Consider the following 14,819-nt stretch of genomic DNA (forward strand, 5'->3'; position numbering starts at 1 on the left):
ATCGCGCCACGCTTCAACGGCGAGCGCCCAGGCATGCGCGCCCGCAATCATCAATAGGGCGAGATGCACGCCCGTCGCGGACCGTAATAGGGCTGGAACGTGTTGTCGTAAGCCCTGTAGGACCGGTAGCGCGCATAGCACCAGCGCGTATGTCCGTTGCCGCCACTATAGACCTGGCGGTAACGCGGCGCGTAGTAGCGCGGGCGGTAAGGCGCGTAGTAGCGCGGACGGTAAATGGTCGACCCGTAGTAGCGCGGCGGACCGTAATAGGGCGATCCGTAGTAGCCCCGGTCGTAGTAGCCCCCACCGTAGTAGCTGGGGCCATAATACCTGGGCTGCGCCAGCATTCCGCCGATGATTGCGCCGGTCGCGAGCCCGCCGAGTGCCCAGGCCCAATCGTCGCCACCATGGCGGTATCCACGCCCGCGATAGCCTCGATAACCGCCTCGGTACCCACCGCGATAATTTCTGTACTGGACCGGCTGCGCCTCCGGGGCTTCGATCTTCGGGACGGCAATGGTGGGAAACGCCATGGCCTGCGGGACGCTCGTCAGCGCCGTCACCAGCGACAGGATAACGATTGCTAACCTTTTCATTGGCTCATCTTTCCTTCGTAAGCGCTGCGCGACGCATGCGGCGCGCAAGGACGTTTCCGCCCTCTCTATGCACTGGTTAATTTTACTCTAAAATCGACTTTGATTCGAGGAATTTCGCAGGAAGGCTTTTCTTGTCGTGGCCGCCAACCAGAGTTCAGCCGACTTGACCACCCACACCGCCACCCTCCTCGAAGACGCCGCCGATCGTATCGCGGATATCTCGCGAGCGGATCTCCAGATCATGCTCCGCCAGGCCGCGCTCGGCTGCGCAAGGCCGTAATCAATCGCTCTCGAGACCTGCTAGCATTGACATTGGAGCGTGACCTCAGCATTGCTAAAAAATCGATAGTTGCAGGTCATGCTTGAAATGCTGCGCCTGTACAAGCTTCGTGGGATAGATGTCTTTTTTGGCTTTGCCGTGGGTCATTGGCCCAATTCCAATTGTAGTAACAGTTTGGGCTGCGTACGCTTGCGGTATCGCTGTAGCAACGAAAACGCCAACCAGCGGCGAGGCATTTTTAGGTGCCTTACTCCTTCCAAGCGGTCTGAGTGCGACCGCGTGTCAGTTAGTTCTTTCTAATCAGAACATTGCTATTCTTCTAATAGGAAGTCAGATAATCTCAAGCCTATGCTGGTTTATTGTAATGCATGTCAGCGGTTTTCGCTTCAAACCGGTTGCAAACCTTGAGACATCCAACGAAAGCCCTCCGAGCTCCCTAAGATTTTTTGTGATTGGCGTGTCTACCTACATTATATTTAATGTTGTATTCCTCTGGGTAGTTCCCGGCTCTGGTCGCTGCACAATTGGGAAGTGCTTTGTTTATGAGTGGGTGTTAGGGAGAAAAGACCATGTGTTTGCAGGGTTGTACTTAGGGAGTTCATTTGGGGCACTCATGTTAACCTTTTTCGAGCATTTCTCAAATTTTACGCGGCCACTTTTCCAACTAGATAGTGGAGTTGCAGCGAACTCGTGATGACGCGAGAAGACGCCATCAGGTATCTCGTCGGCGAGTGGATGGAGAAGAACGCCTATCTGCCGGTGCACAATCTCGACGAAGAAGTGGACGAGACGGCTTGATACAGCTGCGTCGCCGCTGCCAGGCTTCGGATGTTGGGGGCCGCGCGCTCGGCGCCCGTATGCCACAAACTTATCTGATCGAACTGAAGCTCAACGCGGCCGCCGCAGCATCGGGACGAGCGTCGGCGACGAACCGACCTGGATCGCGCCGAGCGGTTCGAAGCCGTAGCGTCGGTAGAACGGAATGTTGCGCGGGTTGGAGGATTCCAAATAGGCTGGTGCGTGGTCGTGATCGCACCGTGCGAGTGCGTATACCATCAAGGCGTCGCCGTGACCTTCGCCTTGATGAGCCGGGTCGACGCCGATCAGGGGCAGGTACCAATGCGGTTCGGTCGGGTGGTACGTGGCCATCTGCTCGAATATGGCCGTGGTTTCGGGGGCAAGAGCGGGCGCAACCGTGCTCTCGAGCACCGCACCAAGTCCTTCCTCGTCGGAATGCACTCCGGGCGGTAGCCACAGCGCCGTCCCGGCGTAGCCGTCGGTGCAAAAGGCGCTTCCGTTAGAGAAGGCGCTGCTCCCGAACGCCCGGATCATTCGCGGCATCGCCGCAAGGTACTGGTGTGCATGCGGCCAGGTCCATCGCGCCATAGGATCCGCTGCAAACGCCAGCAGGACCGTTTCGATCGCCAGATCTTCCTCGGCCGCGGCCATCACTCTCACTGTTGGCGGTTTCATACTGCCCTCCTGACGTAGGTGGTCCGACGCAGCGACCGCGCCCGCTCTCAGCTAACCCATCTTAACCGCTATGGCGTGGGAACGAAACCGACTGCTACTGGCTCAGTGGCTCCCGTTTGAACCTATTCACCGAGCCGCAATGCATGCCGCTAACAGTTTCTGTTATCGCGACCTACTGCTGAAGCTCGGCATCATGCGCGGCTTTCAATGCGTCGCATCCCCCAAGCTCTTTCGTCGTGGCCGACGCCCACTCCTGCACCTGCGGTTCGGAGATCGTCAGTCCGGCTTCTCCATTCTGAGCGAGAAGCTTCAGGCTCGCTCCCTCCATCTTGGCAATCGCCGCCTCGAGATCGGAATAGATCTCGGTTCCAGGACGACAGCCTTGTTTCTCGACATATTGTAAAAATCGCGGGCGCATCGGCTTCGGCTCCGCCCCGCAATATCTCTCCGCAAGCACATGCATGATCAGCGCGTACTCGATTCCCATGAAACGCGACTCGATAGGTTCGTTAGGTTTGACACTGGTTCTGCAAAAATTTGGAGGTTGTGCATTGGCGGCAGCGAGCGGCGCGGACGCTAATACTGCGCCAAGTAGATAACGAAACACACGGCTCTCCTTCGGATGTCGATCTCGTCGATTATGGACCAGACTCTCTACGACCGAAAGCGGGTTCGGCCATCACCTGCCGATATAGGCGGCCAGTTCCTCGGGCGTGCCGTTGGGGAAGGCCTGCTTCAAAAAGTCGAGGAACGCCGAGACGCGCGCGCTGAGCAGCCGCCGCGAGGGGTAGAGCGTCCAGAGAGCGATTTCGGGGCCGTCGATATCCCCCCAATTGACCAGAGTGCCGTCGGCCAGGTCGTGGCTCACCAGCGAAATGGGCAGACGGCCGACGCCGACGCCGGCGCGCACCGCATCGCGGATGGTGATGAGCGTTGACAAGGTGAGGACCGGCTCGATCCTGATCGTCGACCGGCCGCTTGATGTCTTCACCTGCCATGTTTGCGCTTCGGCTGCGCCACGCGCAACGCCGGGCGCGGCGCGTCCGCCGGTCGGGCGGGGAAGGTCGGGGCTTGCCACCACCACCAGGCGGTCGCGCAGAAACGCCCGTCCGACCAGGCTTTCGTCGGGATCTGGATTGACCCGGATGACCAGATCGTAGCCTTCCTCGATCATATCGACGGCCCGGTCCTCACTCGTCACCTCAAGCCTCACCTCCGGATATTTGAGGGCAAAGCCGGCGGCGATCCTGCCCATGGCGGTCTGGGAAAAATGTAAAGGGGCGCTGATCCGCAATTTCCCTTTGGGTTTCTGACCGCCCGAGGCAATCGCCGCAGCCGTCTCGTCCAGTTCGGCAAGCAGCGCCCCGGTCCGCTCGAACAGCGCCCGTCCTTCTTCGGTGAGCCTCAGGTTACGCGCACCCCGTTCAAACAGCCGCAGAGCGAGATCGCTTTCCAATTCGGCGACACGGCGCGACAATGTCGCCTTCGGCCGGCCGGTCGCCCGTGCCGCTTTGCCGAAGCCACCGTGGCGGGCGACGAGATTGAAATCGGCAAGCGCAAGAAGATCCATGGCTGTTCCACGAGTGAGACGGTCTGTCTAAAATTGTCGTCTATTGGACTGCCAGTGAACCACACATATTCGAGGTGTCAAGCAACCCAACACGGAGAAAGACCATGACTATTCTCGTTACCGGCGCCACAGGCAATGTTGGCCGCCAAATCGTCGAACACCTCGTCAAGCGCGACGCCGATGTCCGCGCTCTTGTCCGCGACCCGTCGAAAGCGGATTTCTCCGCTGAGGTCAGCGTCGTGCAGGGCGACTTCCTCGACGTCGACTCGCTGCGCAACGCCATGTCCGGCGTGTCGACGCTGTTCCTGCTCAGCGCCGTGGTGCCGGACGAATTCACCCAGGCTTTGATCGCGCTGAACGTCGCCCGATCGGCCGGCATCGAGCGCATCGTCTATCTCTCGGTAATCCACGCCGACGTCTATGTGAACGTGCCGCATTTCGCCGGCAAGTTCGGTGTCGAGCGGATGATCGAGCAGATGGGTTTCAAGGCGACCATCCTGCGTCCGGCCTACTTCATCCAGAACGATCTGATGGTCAAAGACGTCATCACCGGCTACGGCGCCTATCCAATGCCGATCGGCGCCAAGGGTCTCGCCATGATCGACGTCCGTGATATCGCCGAGATCGCCGCCCTTGAGCTGCTGCGCCGCGAACAGGCCTCGGAGCCGCTGGCGCTCGAGCGGATCAACCTCGTCGGTCCGGAGACACTCACCGGAGCCGATATCGCCGCCATCTGGTCGGACGTGCTCGCCCGCCCGATCGCCTATGGCGGCGACAATACCGAGGGCTTCGAGCAGAACCTCAAGCTGTTCATGCCTGCCTGGATGGCCTACGACATGCGGCTGATGGGCGAGCGTTTCCTGACTGACGGAATGCTGCCCGAGACCGGCGACGTCGAACGTCTGACAAAGCTGCTCGGCCGCCCGCTGCGCTCTTATCGCGCCTTCGCCTCGGAAACCGTTGCCTCCGCCTGAAGCAGCAATAGCGATCTCGAAAGGACGATCACCATGATCTATTCGACCGCCACGGTTCCGGTGAACCCGGACGGCGAAACCCCGTTGACGCGCGCTGAGGCCTGGCAAGGTCTCGAACGCAAGGCACGCGACGCCCGGCTCTTTCTTCCCGCCGGTCTCTGCACCCGCTGCGATGTCGTCGAGGAAAGCCAGACCCACTTCGTGCGCGAGGCGACGATTGCCGGGCATGGTCTGCGCGAGATCATCACGCTGGAGCCGCAAAGCAAAGTCACCTTCTTTCAGGCGGCGGGGCCACGCGAGGGAGCGATCGTCAACGAGCTTTTCGAAGATGAAGATGGCCGGTTGCAACTGCGCTTCTACTGCTATCTCGGCCTGCGCGGCAAACAGCCGGATGGCCCGGAAGAGCAGGCCGAGCAGGCGCAATTCGATGGCGAAACCGGCTACAAGGCCGCCCTGCTGTCGACACTGAAGCGAACCCGCGAATTGCTGGCAGAGGGAAAGCTCTGATCATCAAAAGAAACACGAACAACAGGGCGACCTCTTAACGAGGCGCCCTGCCTTGCTGGGGCACAAGCGACAAGGTGTCGAATACCGGGCAGGGCCTGAGGCCGCCACTCGCGAAGGCGCCAAAACCAGTTCAGGCAAGACTATCGCGAGCTTTCCAGGCGGCCATCGGAGCGCAGAAGGTTCAGCCATGCCTGTGACGCTTTCTCCCCGCCTGTGCTGCCGAAATGGCAATCGTCGTAGCGGTCGTCTCCATCGAGTAACGCATCGGAATTGACGCCCTCTCGAATACCGTGGCCGCTTTTTGACAGGGCCAGTTGCGCCCGCACCACCGCATTGTCCGGAATATGCTCCTTGAAGCCGCCGTTGCTCGGCTCGAGGCATTTCGATGCGATCGAAATGTAAACGGGTGCTTCGACGCCGAGCCGACGCAACGTGTCGACCATCGACATGAAACGTTCCTGGTAGGCCTCCGCAGTGGTGGCGATAACGAGGTCCGCCTCTCCTTGCACCCAGAGGACGTTCGTTATCCGGTAACCAGAATCCTGAAGCTGTTTCACTGTATCGACCAGCACGGGATTGAAGTCACCATCTGCCGCCCATCGCGCGACCTCAGATCCGGAATAGGCGAGAGGCGCGAGGATGACGTTGTCGTTTTGTCCCGATGCGATCAGATTATTCGCAAGAAGCGTCCAGTATTCTCCCCTGGTATTGGTCGACCCAAGAAGTGGCGACGCTGCGACAAAGCACTTTTTGTCAAAGGCGTTTACAACGCGAGCGCCATAATTCGACCGGTGCCGTTGTCCTCCGTAGTTGGCCGCGTTCGATTGGCCAAGAATGAGTAAGACGGCAGTTCGGTCGGTCTGCGCCGGGCAGGTCACAAGCGTTTTCGATTCATCGCCGATGAGCCGTTCCTTGTCGTCGAACGTGTAACGGCTTGGAGCCCCCACCTTCTCTCCGACAACCTGTTTCTTCAGCGCGGAAAGTTGTGGCCAAGGAAAGATCTCACGTCTCGCGCTCATGCCGCCGAGAAAGTAGATGGCGATCAAGGCGGCCAGGCCGACTGCCATTGTTTTGCGCATGTCGTTACCTTTCAAACATCATCCGATCACATGGAGCCTATCGGACCGATCAAGGCTGCTCCAGCCATGAAGGTTCCTTTACACACCAGCCACATCTGCTTTCTTCGGGCATGATCTTTGTCGTCGCGAAGATCGAGCCCCAATCGACGACAATTTCGCGTGGAGTCGCCGCAAACCTGCTCTAAACTATAGATCGGACCAGTGATTACAATCATCCGGATGGGTTAGATCGTACCTGCTATGGGCGGGTCCAGATAAAGCAGCTCACGGCTGGAATGACGGAGGTTGGGGGCGCATTTTTGCGCCGAGCTCTTCCGACGCGGGAATGTCCTCCGATCGAAACAGCCATCATCCGTCTTGGCGTATCAATACTCCGCCCTAGCTCTGCCCACGGCATGGAGGAAGACGATGAAGATGCAGAAATTCGCAATTACCGATGCGGTCCTCGAGCGTTCCCCCGGACAGGAGGCAGACATCTCCGTCGGCAATCTGGTCGACGAGCGGCACGGAGGGCCGATCACCATCGGCTATGGGCGTTACGCGCCCGGCCAGAGCCTGACCGAGACGATTGTTGTTGACGACGTCATGATCGTTCTGGAAGGGCGGCTTTCGGTCGCGACAGAGGCGGGAACGGTCACCGCCGGACCGGGCGAGATCGTCTACATGCCCAAAGGTGAAACGGTGACGATCAGCACGCATGAGGAGGGCGCGCTCACCGCCTATGTCACCTATCCGCATTGGCGCCCGGCGCACGCCTGAAGCGGAGCGCTTTTGCTCATTGCCTGTCACGGTATTTCTCCTGTGACATCAGGTGGCTGATCTCGATAAATTCACGCGCCTTTGCCAACGCATTCACCCTGGCAAAAGGTCCTTCGCCCGTGCCCACCTAGGCTGGGAAAGGGTTTCGCCACGCGTCCAGTTCTTCAAGCCGGTCGTACCACGCCTGTATATGCCGAAACTCGGCAAGTGGAATCTCAGCAGAAGTCGCATAAGGAAGTGCAGCGGCCAATGCGAAATCTGCGACAGTCAGTGTCTTCCCGACGGCGACGCTGTTCTTGGCCAAATGATCGTCGAGCACGCGAGCATGGAGCCGAAAACTCGTCTTCGCATTTTCGATCACGGTGACGTCAGGCTCCCCGCCGAACAACGGCTTGATCAAGGTTTCAAACCACAGCGTTGCCCCGTGCTGGGTGAAGTGACTGGCATCCCAACTCAACCAGCGCAGCACGTCGATCTGGCGGTGGTCATGCGGCCAAAAATCCGATGCCACGCTGTCAGACAGCCTGCACATGATCGCGTTCGCTTCCCATAAGGTTCCGGCATCATCCTGCAGCACCGGGACTTTTCCGTTCGGGTTAAGGGCCAGGAATTCTGCGGAGCGCTGTTCTCCGCTTGCCAGGTCAACCCTGACGAACTCGACGTCGGCTTTCAGATAACGAGCGGCGGCGCAGGCCTTGCGGGGATTGAGCGTCTCGCAATAATAGAGCTTCATCGCCGCCTCACGCATGATCCGGCCTTTCGGATTCAGTCCCGAGAAACAAGCTCAATCGCTCGAAACTTTGCGACCAGCCGTCTTCATGACCCTCAAGTGACGATGCGTTATCAAATCCACTCTGCCGAAAAGTCATTTCCGTGCCTCCGCCGCTTTCCCTGAACGTGATGGTGACGACTGTTTCCGGGCTATTTTCGCCGGTTGCGAGCTCCCAGGCATGTGTGAAGACAAGCCTGTGCGGCGGCTCGACCTCCAGATATTGTCCGCCGACCCAATGCTCTTCTCCATCTGGCGCGATCAGACAGGCGCGGTGTCTACCGCCGGGCCAGGCTTCAAGTCGGTCGCCCACCGCCTTGAAACCGTGCGGACCGCACCATTGCGCCAACGCTTTCGGGTCGGTCCATGCCCTGAAAACCAGATCGCATGGAGCATCGAACCTTCGGACAAGAACCAGGTCGCGGGTGTTGTCGGTGTCGGTCTCTGAATTAGTCATTGTCGTATCCTTGTACCTTGGACAGATAGTCATCGAGACGATCAAAGCTTTGATCCCAGAAACGTCTGTAATCGGCGATCCAATCGGCAACCGTCTTCAACGCGGCCGGCTCAAGGACGCGCGGACGCGAATTCGCTTCACGGCCGGAGCGGATCAATCCGGCCTGTTCCAGGACCTTGAGATGCTTCGATATAGCAGGCTGAGACAACTCGAAGGGATCAGCGAGTTCGGCCACCGTCGCCTTGCCGCTCGCAAGGCGCCCAAGAATTGCTCGCCTCGTGGGATCGGCGAGTGCGGAGAAAATCGCATCGAGCTTGTCGTCCATATATCACCATCTAGCTATATAGCCATATGGATATATTGTGGATAGCGTAATGTCAAAGGTAATTTTGCATGGTCGAAATCATGGGACAAAATCGGTGTTGATGGCTCCCGATCATGTCGGGATAGGTCGCTTGTTCCTGCTGCAGACGCCACCCCGCGCTCCGTCCTCCTCGGGCTTGACCCGAGGATCCACTCTGGCCTCCTCAATCAGCAGCAAGCATGGATCCCAGGCTCAGGGCCTGGGATGACGGAGGAGGGGTTTCGCTAACCAAAGGGAGGTTGAGTGAGGCTCGAAGGTGGCTGCCGCTGCGATCAGGTGGCGCCAGCAACCACATGATATTGCTTCGCCCACGGCTGTCGGTGAAAGCGGCCGACCGCGCCCAAGACCAGATCGCGGCAACAGCAATGAGGGTGACAAAGACCCTCAGCGGCGCAAGATGCGCATAGTCGCGGTGGCGTAGAACCGTGAAAACCGCAGTTGCGATGATGATCGGAAGTCTCCGGCGCTCAAGGACTTGAGCGCAATGGATTCCTGTGACGAGCACAGGAAGGAGGGAGATCGAGGCGGCGCTTTTGCCAATCTTTCTGCCCTGGCGGCTGGCCGGATTTTCTGCTTCCGGGCATCTTTCCCCGCTGAGGAGAAGAGGACAAGTGTAGCAGCGCCTTCCTTCCCCTTGCCAGCCGCGCGCGGCGCCTGGCGCTCAGCGATCCAACCAGGCGGCGAGGCCATCCAGCGTCTGCAGCCCGTATTCCACCGCGCCGAAGCCGATGACCACCTGACGCCGCTTGGCGCTGGCGTGGAGCTGGCGCATGGTCAGCACCGTCTTGCCGTCGGCCTGCTCATCGAAGGTCGCCGTGGCGCGGAAACGGTCGGGGTCGTCAGGGTCGGGCGTGCCATAATCCATCACGATCCGCTCGTTCGGCACGATCTCCAGAAAGCGCATGAGGTTTGGGAAGCGCTGCTCCCGGCCCTCGAACACGCCCACCATGTCGAACCGCCAGACCCCACCCTCGCGGATATCGGCTTCGTGGGTCTCGATGCTGAGGCCGGCCGGCCCGTACCATTCGCCAAGCGCCTTGGGATCCATCCAGGCGGCAAAGACCTTGTCGCGCGGGTGGTTGAGCAGCTTCACCAGCACGATTTCGCGGTCGAGCGACCATGTCTCAAACAGGCTTGCCATGTCCTTCATCATCCTCTTCGGTTTTGTCCAGGTAGACTTCCAGGCGATCCAACCGCTCGGTCCAGCGCCGGCGCTCCGATACCATCCAGTCCGCCGCCTCGTCGAAACGCGCCTGCACCAGCCGGCACCAGCGGCTGCGCCCGCGCTTCTCGCTGGCGATCAGGCCGCAATCTTCTAACACCTTGAGATGCTGGGCGAAGGAGGGCAGCGCCATGTCGAAAGGCTCGGCAAGCGCGCTGACAGGCAACTCGCCGTCGACCAGCCGCGACACCACAGCACGGCGGGTCGGGTCGCTGAGAGCGTGAAAGGCGAGGTCGAGAGGGGTCGAATGGTAAGGCATATCAATCCGTAAAATGGTCGGTGGCGGCGGTCAAGGATAAAAAGGTACTTGCCTTAGTATCTGGCTCCGAATATGAAGGTAGTTGCCTTAGTATCCTGAATGGTGGGGCAGTATGGTGCAACAACCCGCAAGGAGGACTCCAATGGTAGTTCGTGTCGATCTCATGATCTCGCTCGATGGTTTCGCGACAACGACGGACCAGACGCCCGAAACCCCGTTCGGCGAGGACTGGCCGCGTCTCGTCGGCGCGTATGCGGCAACGCGAACGTTCCGTGAGCGCGTGCTCAAGGATACGACGGGGGAAGGGACCACAGGTCTCTACGACGACTATGCGAAGGAATATTTCGAGAATGTGGGCGCCGAGATCATGGGCGCCGGCATGTTCGGTCTCCACAACTTTCCCGACGATCCGAACTGGCGTGGCTGGTGGGGCGACGAGCCGCCTTTCGGATGTCCGGTCTTCGTCCTCACCCGCAAGTCGCGGCCCTCCCTGGAGATGGCCGGTGGCACCACTTTCCACTTTCTCAATACCAGCCCTGATGACGCGCTCCAGCAGGTGGTGAGGACCGCAAACGGCAAGGATGTGAGGATAGGCGGTGGTCCTACCGTCGTTCGCGACTATCTCAAAGCTGGCCTTGTCGACCGCCTTCATGTTGCTATCACGCCGATTTTGCTCGGGCGCGGTATCCGCCTGTGGGACGATCTACGCGGCCTGGAAGCTGGCTACGCCGTCAAGGCGGAAACGTCACCGAGCGGCACCATCCACCTCACTTTCCAACGCTAGCCGCTATCCTCCGGCCGATCTCGGCCCCTTGCATGACGCCGCTCCGCGTGCTAAACACTGAACTATATGGTTCAGTTTTCGACAGCTCGTCTTGATGCCTCCTTTGCCGCGCTCTCGGACGCCACGCGACGCGGCGTTCTGGAGCAGCTCGGGAGCGCGGATGCTTCGATCACGGAGCTCGCAGAGACATTCCACATGACCCTCACGGGCATGAAGAAGCATATCGGCGTCCTGGAGCAGGCAGGGCTGGTGACGACGGAGAAGGTCGGGCGCGTGCGGACCTGCAGGCTCGGCTCACGCGGGCTCGAGGAAGAGGCGGCCTGGATCGAAGCGCGCCGCCAGATCTGGAACGCACGCTTCGACGCGCTTGATCAAGTCATCGAGGCCCTGAAACGGAAGGAGAAAATCGATGGGGGAAAGAGCGAGTAACGGCCGCACGGTGGTCGAACGGAGGTCGGAGCTTGAACTCGTGGTGACGCGCACCTTCAACGGCCCGGTTCGCCTCGTATTCGACGCGTGGACCAAGCCGGAATTGTTCAAGCTGTGGTGGGCGCCGAAGTCGATGGGCGTGCCCCTGCTTTCCTGCGAGATGGATGTTCGCACCGGGGGCAGCTATCGCATCACGTTCGGACAAGACGCCTCGGACGCCATGGCCTTCTTCGGCAAGTATCTCGACGTGTCGCCGCCATCGCGCCTCGTCTGGACCAATGACGAAGGCGGGGAGGAGGGCGCCGTCACCACGGTGACCTTCGAGGAAGAGGACGGCAGGACGCTGCTGGTCCTGCAGGAACTCTATCCCTCGAAGGAAGCGCTCGACCAGTCGTTCGTCGGCATGGAAGACGCGCTGCCCGAGCAGTTCGAGCAGTTGGATGAACTTCTCATCACGCTCAGCGCGAGCGTGTGACAGCCCACCTTCAACTCAACTGCTTAGACCGCTCGAACTTCGGCAAGCCGCTTGACTGCGTACTCGTCCTGCCAGCAGACGGCGGCTTCCCATGCGGCTGAGGCTTGCGCGGCGATGTCATGTGCGCCGTCGTCGAGATCGGCGGCGTTGTCGGGCAGCACCAGGTCAAGGTCGGGGACGTCGACATGTGACTCATCCCAGTCGATCAACGCGACCCGATCTGCGGTGATGCGGACGTTGCCGGGGCTGTTGGGGTTGCCGTGGACGACGCATGTCTGACGCCCGATGAGCCGCGCCCACGCTGCTCGGCATCGAACAACGCCCTCAGGCGGCATCGCGGTAAGGTTGATCCTCGTTCCGGTCTCAGTATGCAGGAGGTCGGTCGACGATCGCCAGCCCGGGCGCTGCGGCCAGCCCTGCGTCAGCCGATGCAGCTCGCGCAGAGTGTCGGCCACGCGACGCCAATCGGACCCCGTCTCGGGCGGGCCGCCCTCCATGTATTTCATCACCACCAGACCGTCCACGAACAGCCGGCCGTCAATCGTCGGGATCGGCACCGGAACGGTCATGCCCTCACGGTCGAGGTGTTGGAGCAGTTCGGCTTCCCATGCGAGATCAGCGTCGCTCCTGGAGCCGAGACGAGCGACCGCGAGCTGCCCGTGGACGCGAACGCTCCACACGTCGTTGGCAACGCCACCGGTGAGCCGTTCGATGCGAACCGCACCTTCACCCCATTGCTCGAGCGCTTCCCATCCCATTGGCGATACCCTTGGAGCCCATGATTAAATGACGAAAGAAATACGCGTCGCGATTGTTCCCACCCGCTGTCACATCTCCGGCAGGCCGGCCTTTCGAAAGCCGTCGACAAAGTGGTCTCGTACAGATGCATCACGCAGCGGCTGGGAGCTGAGCCAATGGCTGATCGTGAAATGAGGGTGGGCGATCAGGAACAATTCTGCTTCTCGCCGCGCCTCCTCAAGGTGGCCCAACTGCGCAAGCGTAGCAGCCAGGAATTTGCGTGAGTTGGTACGATACGTATCTTCCCTGCGGAGTGTCGCGGCTGCCGCCTCATAGTCACGCGCGGCGTACTGCGCCTGCCCAAGATGACAAAGATACCAGCAGGTTGGATGGGGATTGAGCCGCAGAGCTTTTTCGATTTGCGCTAGTCCATCGGCAACCCTGCCGTCCAGCACGGACATGTCCGACATGGCGGCCCAGGTGTCGGCGTGGTTGGGGTCCAGCTCCAGGGCCTTGGCGAAGGCGGCGTCCGATTCCTCCCATCGCCGCTCATAAGCCAAAATGGTCCCCAGAACGTAACGGCAGCCGGCATCGTTGGGATCTAGGTCGACCGCGTTCTGCGCGAGCGTCACCGCCATCCGACGGTTAGGATCTTCGGGCTCGCCGAAATGAGTCCAGGCAAGCCAACGGTTATAGGCGAGCAGACCGAGCGCCTCGGCATATAATGGCTCGAGCTTAACCGCGCGTTGGAGCAGCATATAGGCCTCACGCTCAGTTTGCGGCGACTCTTCCGTCAGGAGGCGGGCGCGCACACACAGATCATACGCCTCAAGGTTCTTCGGCCGATTGCGCTGCTTCGGGATGGTCAGCCGGCCGACGAGGGCTTCAACAATCTTGGCGTTAACTTCATCCTGTAATTCGAAAACATCTTCCACCGTTCTGTCAAACCTGTCGGCCCACAAGTGCTGGCCGCCAAGCGCGTCGATCAATTGGGCATTGATGCGGACACGGCCCATTGCGCGTCTGGCGCTCCCCTCCAGGACGTAGCGGACGCCGAGTTCCTGGGCGACCAGCCGTACGTCGACCGGCTTGCCCTTGTAGCAGTACACGGAATTGCGCGCGATGACGAACAGGCCAGCCGTACGGGAAAGGTCGGTGATCAGGTCTTCGGTCAAGCCGTCGACGAAAGGCGCGTCCGCTTCATCCCCACTCATATTCGTGAACGGCAATACAGCGATCGAGGGACATTCGGGCAGCGGCAATGTGCTCTGCAGCGCATCCGGCCAATGCCACACGCGGACCGGGCGAGTCAGGTTCTTTAGGTAGCGTTCGCCTGCATCAAAGAACCGGTCGCCGATCTTGCCGACGATCTCGCCGTGAACTTTGGCTGAAATGCAGATACCTCCCGGTGCGGCCTGCGCCTCGAGTCGCGCCGCGACATTGACGCCGTCGCCGAGCATGTCTGAACCGTCGTCAATGACATCTCCCAGATTGACGCCTACACGCAAAAGCAGGCGCCGGTCCCCGGAAACCTCAACAGCAGTGGTGGCCCGTTGCATTTCCAATGCTGCTGCGACCGCGTCCACTGCACTACCGAATTCGATTAGGAATCCGTCGCCCACGACCTTGAAGATGCGACCGTTGTGGCGCATCACAGCCGGCTCGATAACGCCAGAACGGAGTTCCCTGAGGTTCGCCAGCGTTGCGACTTCATCAGCCTCCATCAGGCGTGTATATCCCACCACATCGGCAACGACGATGGCGGCAAGGCGACGCTGAATAGATTGGTCCGTCATGTGAGGACAAGCCTAATGACCAAATTAGCAAGTTATTGTTCAACCGCAGGTCAGTCAACAAATCGTAAGAGGTAATATCCAGGCGATCTCCACCTCGATCGAGCAGTCATGCTTCTTTGTGAACGTCTGGCTGGGAGCGGGGGTTTCGGCGGAAGTGCCCAGTTCTGTCCGGGGAGACCCGAACTGCAACTGCACTGCATTTCTGGCTAACTTCCAGATGCGGCCAGTCTCCTTCCGGCCACATTTTGGTCATCGCCAACCCTTCGATATGGCCCCTTTTGGCGCAAA

The 14,819-nt window shown here is 60.0% G+C and carries 18 protein-coding genes and 3 pseudogenes; 8 read left to right on the forward strand and 13 right to left on the reverse strand.

Annotation, left to right across the window (positions count from 1 at the left end; genetic code table 11):
- Nucleotides 1–50: 50 nt before the first annotated feature.
- Nucleotides 51–596 carry a BA14K family protein gene (locus tag HFO71_RS10875; RefSeq protein WP_077975783.1) on the reverse strand — a complete coding sequence of 182 codons (546 nt, stop codon included), beginning with the start codon at nt 594–596 and terminating at the stop codon, nt 51–53.
- Nucleotides 597–759: 163 nt separating this feature from the next.
- Between HFO71_RS10875 and HFO71_RS35800 the strand changes: the two are divergent.
- Both HFO71_RS35800 and HFO71_RS10880 read left to right on the forward strand, forming a co-directional pair.
- Nucleotides 760–858 (forward strand): annotated as a pseudogene (locus tag HFO71_RS35800) (CopG family transcriptional regulator); the annotation flags it as partial.
- A 699-nt stretch (nt 859–1,557) separates the two neighbouring features.
- Nucleotides 1,558–1,674 (forward strand): annotated as a pseudogene (locus HFO71_RS10880) (CopG family transcriptional regulator); the annotation flags it as partial.
- A gap of 90 nt (nt 1,675–1,764) precedes the next feature.
- Here HFO71_RS10880 and HFO71_RS10885 read toward each other — a convergent pair.
- The 3 genes from HFO71_RS10885 to HFO71_RS10895 all read right to left on the reverse strand — a co-directional run bounded on the left by HFO71_RS10885 (nt 1,765) and on the right by HFO71_RS10895 (nt 3,919).
- The gene (locus HFO71_RS10885; protein WP_221988064.1) at nt 1,765–2,349 is read right to left on the reverse strand and encodes a GNAT family N-acetyltransferase; all 585 of its coding nucleotides are present in this window, start codon (nt 2,347–2,349) and stop codon (nt 1,765–1,767) included.
- A 172-nt stretch (nt 2,350–2,521) separates the two neighbouring features.
- Nucleotides 2,522–2,956 carry a hypothetical protein gene (locus tag HFO71_RS10890; RefSeq protein WP_221988066.1) on the reverse strand — a complete coding sequence of 145 codons (435 nt, stop codon included), beginning with the start codon at nt 2,954–2,956 and terminating at the stop codon, nt 2,522–2,524.
- Nucleotides 2,957–3,028: 72 nt separating this feature from the next.
- The gene (locus HFO71_RS10895; RefSeq protein ID WP_221988068.1) at nt 3,029–3,919 is read right to left on the reverse strand and encodes a LysR family transcriptional regulator; all 891 of its coding nucleotides are present in this window, start codon (nt 3,917–3,919) and stop codon (nt 3,029–3,031) included.
- Nucleotides 3,920–4,023: 104 nt separating this feature from the next.
- On the opposite strand from HFO71_RS10895, the gene HFO71_RS10900 reads away from it, so the two are divergent.
- Nucleotides 4,024–4,893 carry an SDR family oxidoreductase gene (locus HFO71_RS10900; RefSeq protein ID WP_221988071.1) on the forward strand — a complete coding sequence of 290 codons (870 nt, stop codon included), beginning with the start codon at nt 4,024–4,026 and terminating at the stop codon, nt 4,891–4,893.
- 33 nt (nt 4,894–4,926) lie between these two features.
- Nucleotides 4,927–5,400: an SRPBCC family protein gene (locus HFO71_RS10905; RefSeq protein ID WP_221988073.1), complete on the forward strand. Its 474-nt coding sequence runs from the start codon at nt 4,927–4,929 to the stop codon at nt 5,398–5,400.
- A 140-nt stretch (nt 5,401–5,540) separates the two neighbouring features.
- Here HFO71_RS10905 and HFO71_RS10910 read toward each other — a convergent pair whose 3' ends face one another.
- Entirely contained in the window at nt 5,541–6,479 is a 939-nt protein-coding gene (locus tag HFO71_RS10910; RefSeq protein ID WP_221988075.1) for a sialate O-acetylesterase, read from the reverse strand.
- 408 nt (nt 6,480–6,887) lie between these two features.
- Here HFO71_RS10910 and HFO71_RS10915 point away from each other — a divergent pair, with 408 nt between their 5' ends.
- Nucleotides 6,888–7,238 (forward strand): ethanolamine utilization protein, encoded by a 351-nt coding sequence (locus tag HFO71_RS10915; RefSeq protein WP_026158575.1) that lies wholly within the window; start codon nt 6,888–6,890, stop codon nt 7,236–7,238.
- A 127-nt stretch (nt 7,239–7,365) separates the two neighbouring features.
- Here HFO71_RS10915 and HFO71_RS10920 read toward each other — a convergent pair whose 3' ends face one another.
- From HFO71_RS10920 to HFO71_RS10940, 6 genes and pseudogenes are all read right to left on the reverse strand, one after another.
- Nucleotides 7,366–7,986: a glutathione S-transferase family protein gene (locus tag HFO71_RS10920; protein WP_221988077.1), complete on the reverse strand. Its 621-nt coding sequence runs from the start codon at nt 7,984–7,986 to the stop codon at nt 7,366–7,368.
- Complete coding sequence (locus tag HFO71_RS10925) at nt 7,979–8,464, reverse strand: SRPBCC family protein (RefSeq protein WP_221988078.1); 486 nt, start codon at nt 8,462–8,464, stop codon at nt 7,979–7,981. The genes HFO71_RS10920 and HFO71_RS10925 overlap by 8 nt, the downstream gene beginning before the upstream one ends.
- Nucleotides 8,457–8,789 (reverse strand): ArsR/SmtB family transcription factor, encoded by a 333-nt coding sequence (locus HFO71_RS10930; protein ID WP_221988080.1) that lies wholly within the window; start codon nt 8,787–8,789, stop codon nt 8,457–8,459. The genes HFO71_RS10925 and HFO71_RS10930 overlap by 8 nt, the downstream gene beginning before the upstream one ends.
- 382 nt (nt 8,790–9,171) lie before the next feature.
- Nucleotides 9,172–9,276: pseudogene (locus HFO71_RS36580) on the reverse strand (DoxX family protein); the annotation flags it as partial.
- Between the two features lie 213 nt (nt 9,277–9,489).
- Complete coding sequence (locus HFO71_RS10935; protein WP_221988081.1) at nt 9,490–9,978, reverse strand: SRPBCC family protein; 489 nt, start codon at nt 9,976–9,978, stop codon at nt 9,490–9,492.
- Nucleotides 9,953–10,309, reverse strand: coding sequence for an ArsR/SmtB family transcription factor (locus tag HFO71_RS10940; protein WP_017959459.1), 357 nt, complete (start codon nt 10,307–10,309; stop codon nt 9,953–9,955). The genes HFO71_RS10935 and HFO71_RS10940 overlap by 26 nt, the downstream gene beginning before the upstream one ends.
- A 142-nt stretch (nt 10,310–10,451) precedes the next feature.
- On the opposite strand from HFO71_RS10940, the gene HFO71_RS10945 reads away from it, so the two are divergent.
- From HFO71_RS10945 to HFO71_RS10955, 3 genes are all read left to right on the forward strand, one after another.
- Nucleotides 10,452–11,093 carry a dihydrofolate reductase family protein gene (locus HFO71_RS10945; protein ID WP_221988082.1) on the forward strand — a complete coding sequence of 214 codons (642 nt, stop codon included), beginning with the start codon at nt 10,452–10,454 and terminating at the stop codon, nt 11,091–11,093.
- Between the two features lie 66 nt (nt 11,094–11,159).
- Nucleotides 11,160–11,522: an ArsR/SmtB family transcription factor gene (locus HFO71_RS10950; RefSeq protein WP_221988083.1), complete on the forward strand. Its 363-nt coding sequence runs from the start codon at nt 11,160–11,162 to the stop codon at nt 11,520–11,522.
- Complete coding sequence (locus HFO71_RS10955; RefSeq protein ID WP_017959462.1) at nt 11,503–11,997, forward strand: SRPBCC family protein; 495 nt, start codon at nt 11,503–11,505, stop codon at nt 11,995–11,997. Before HFO71_RS10950 ends, HFO71_RS10955 begins: the two co-directional genes overlap by 20 nt.
- Nucleotides 11,998–12,020: 23 nt before the next feature.
- Here HFO71_RS10955 and HFO71_RS10960 read toward each other — a convergent pair whose 3' ends face one another.
- Nucleotides 12,021–12,755 (reverse strand): phosphotransferase enzyme family protein, encoded by a 735-nt coding sequence (locus HFO71_RS10960; RefSeq protein WP_221988084.1) that lies wholly within the window; start codon nt 12,753–12,755, stop codon nt 12,021–12,023.
- A gap of 69 nt (nt 12,756–12,824) precedes the next feature.
- The gene (locus tag HFO71_RS10965; RefSeq protein ID WP_151518902.1) at nt 12,825–14,531 is read right to left on the reverse strand and encodes an adenylate/guanylate cyclase domain-containing protein; all 1,707 of its coding nucleotides are present in this window, start codon (nt 14,529–14,531) and stop codon (nt 12,825–12,827) included.
- Nucleotides 14,532–14,819 lie beyond the last annotated feature (288 nt).

The sequence above is a fragment of the Rhizobium laguerreae genome, from assembly GCF_019778565.1.
In the GTDB taxonomy this organism is placed as follows: domain Bacteria; phylum Pseudomonadota; class Alphaproteobacteria; order Rhizobiales; family Rhizobiaceae; genus Rhizobium; species Rhizobium laguerreae.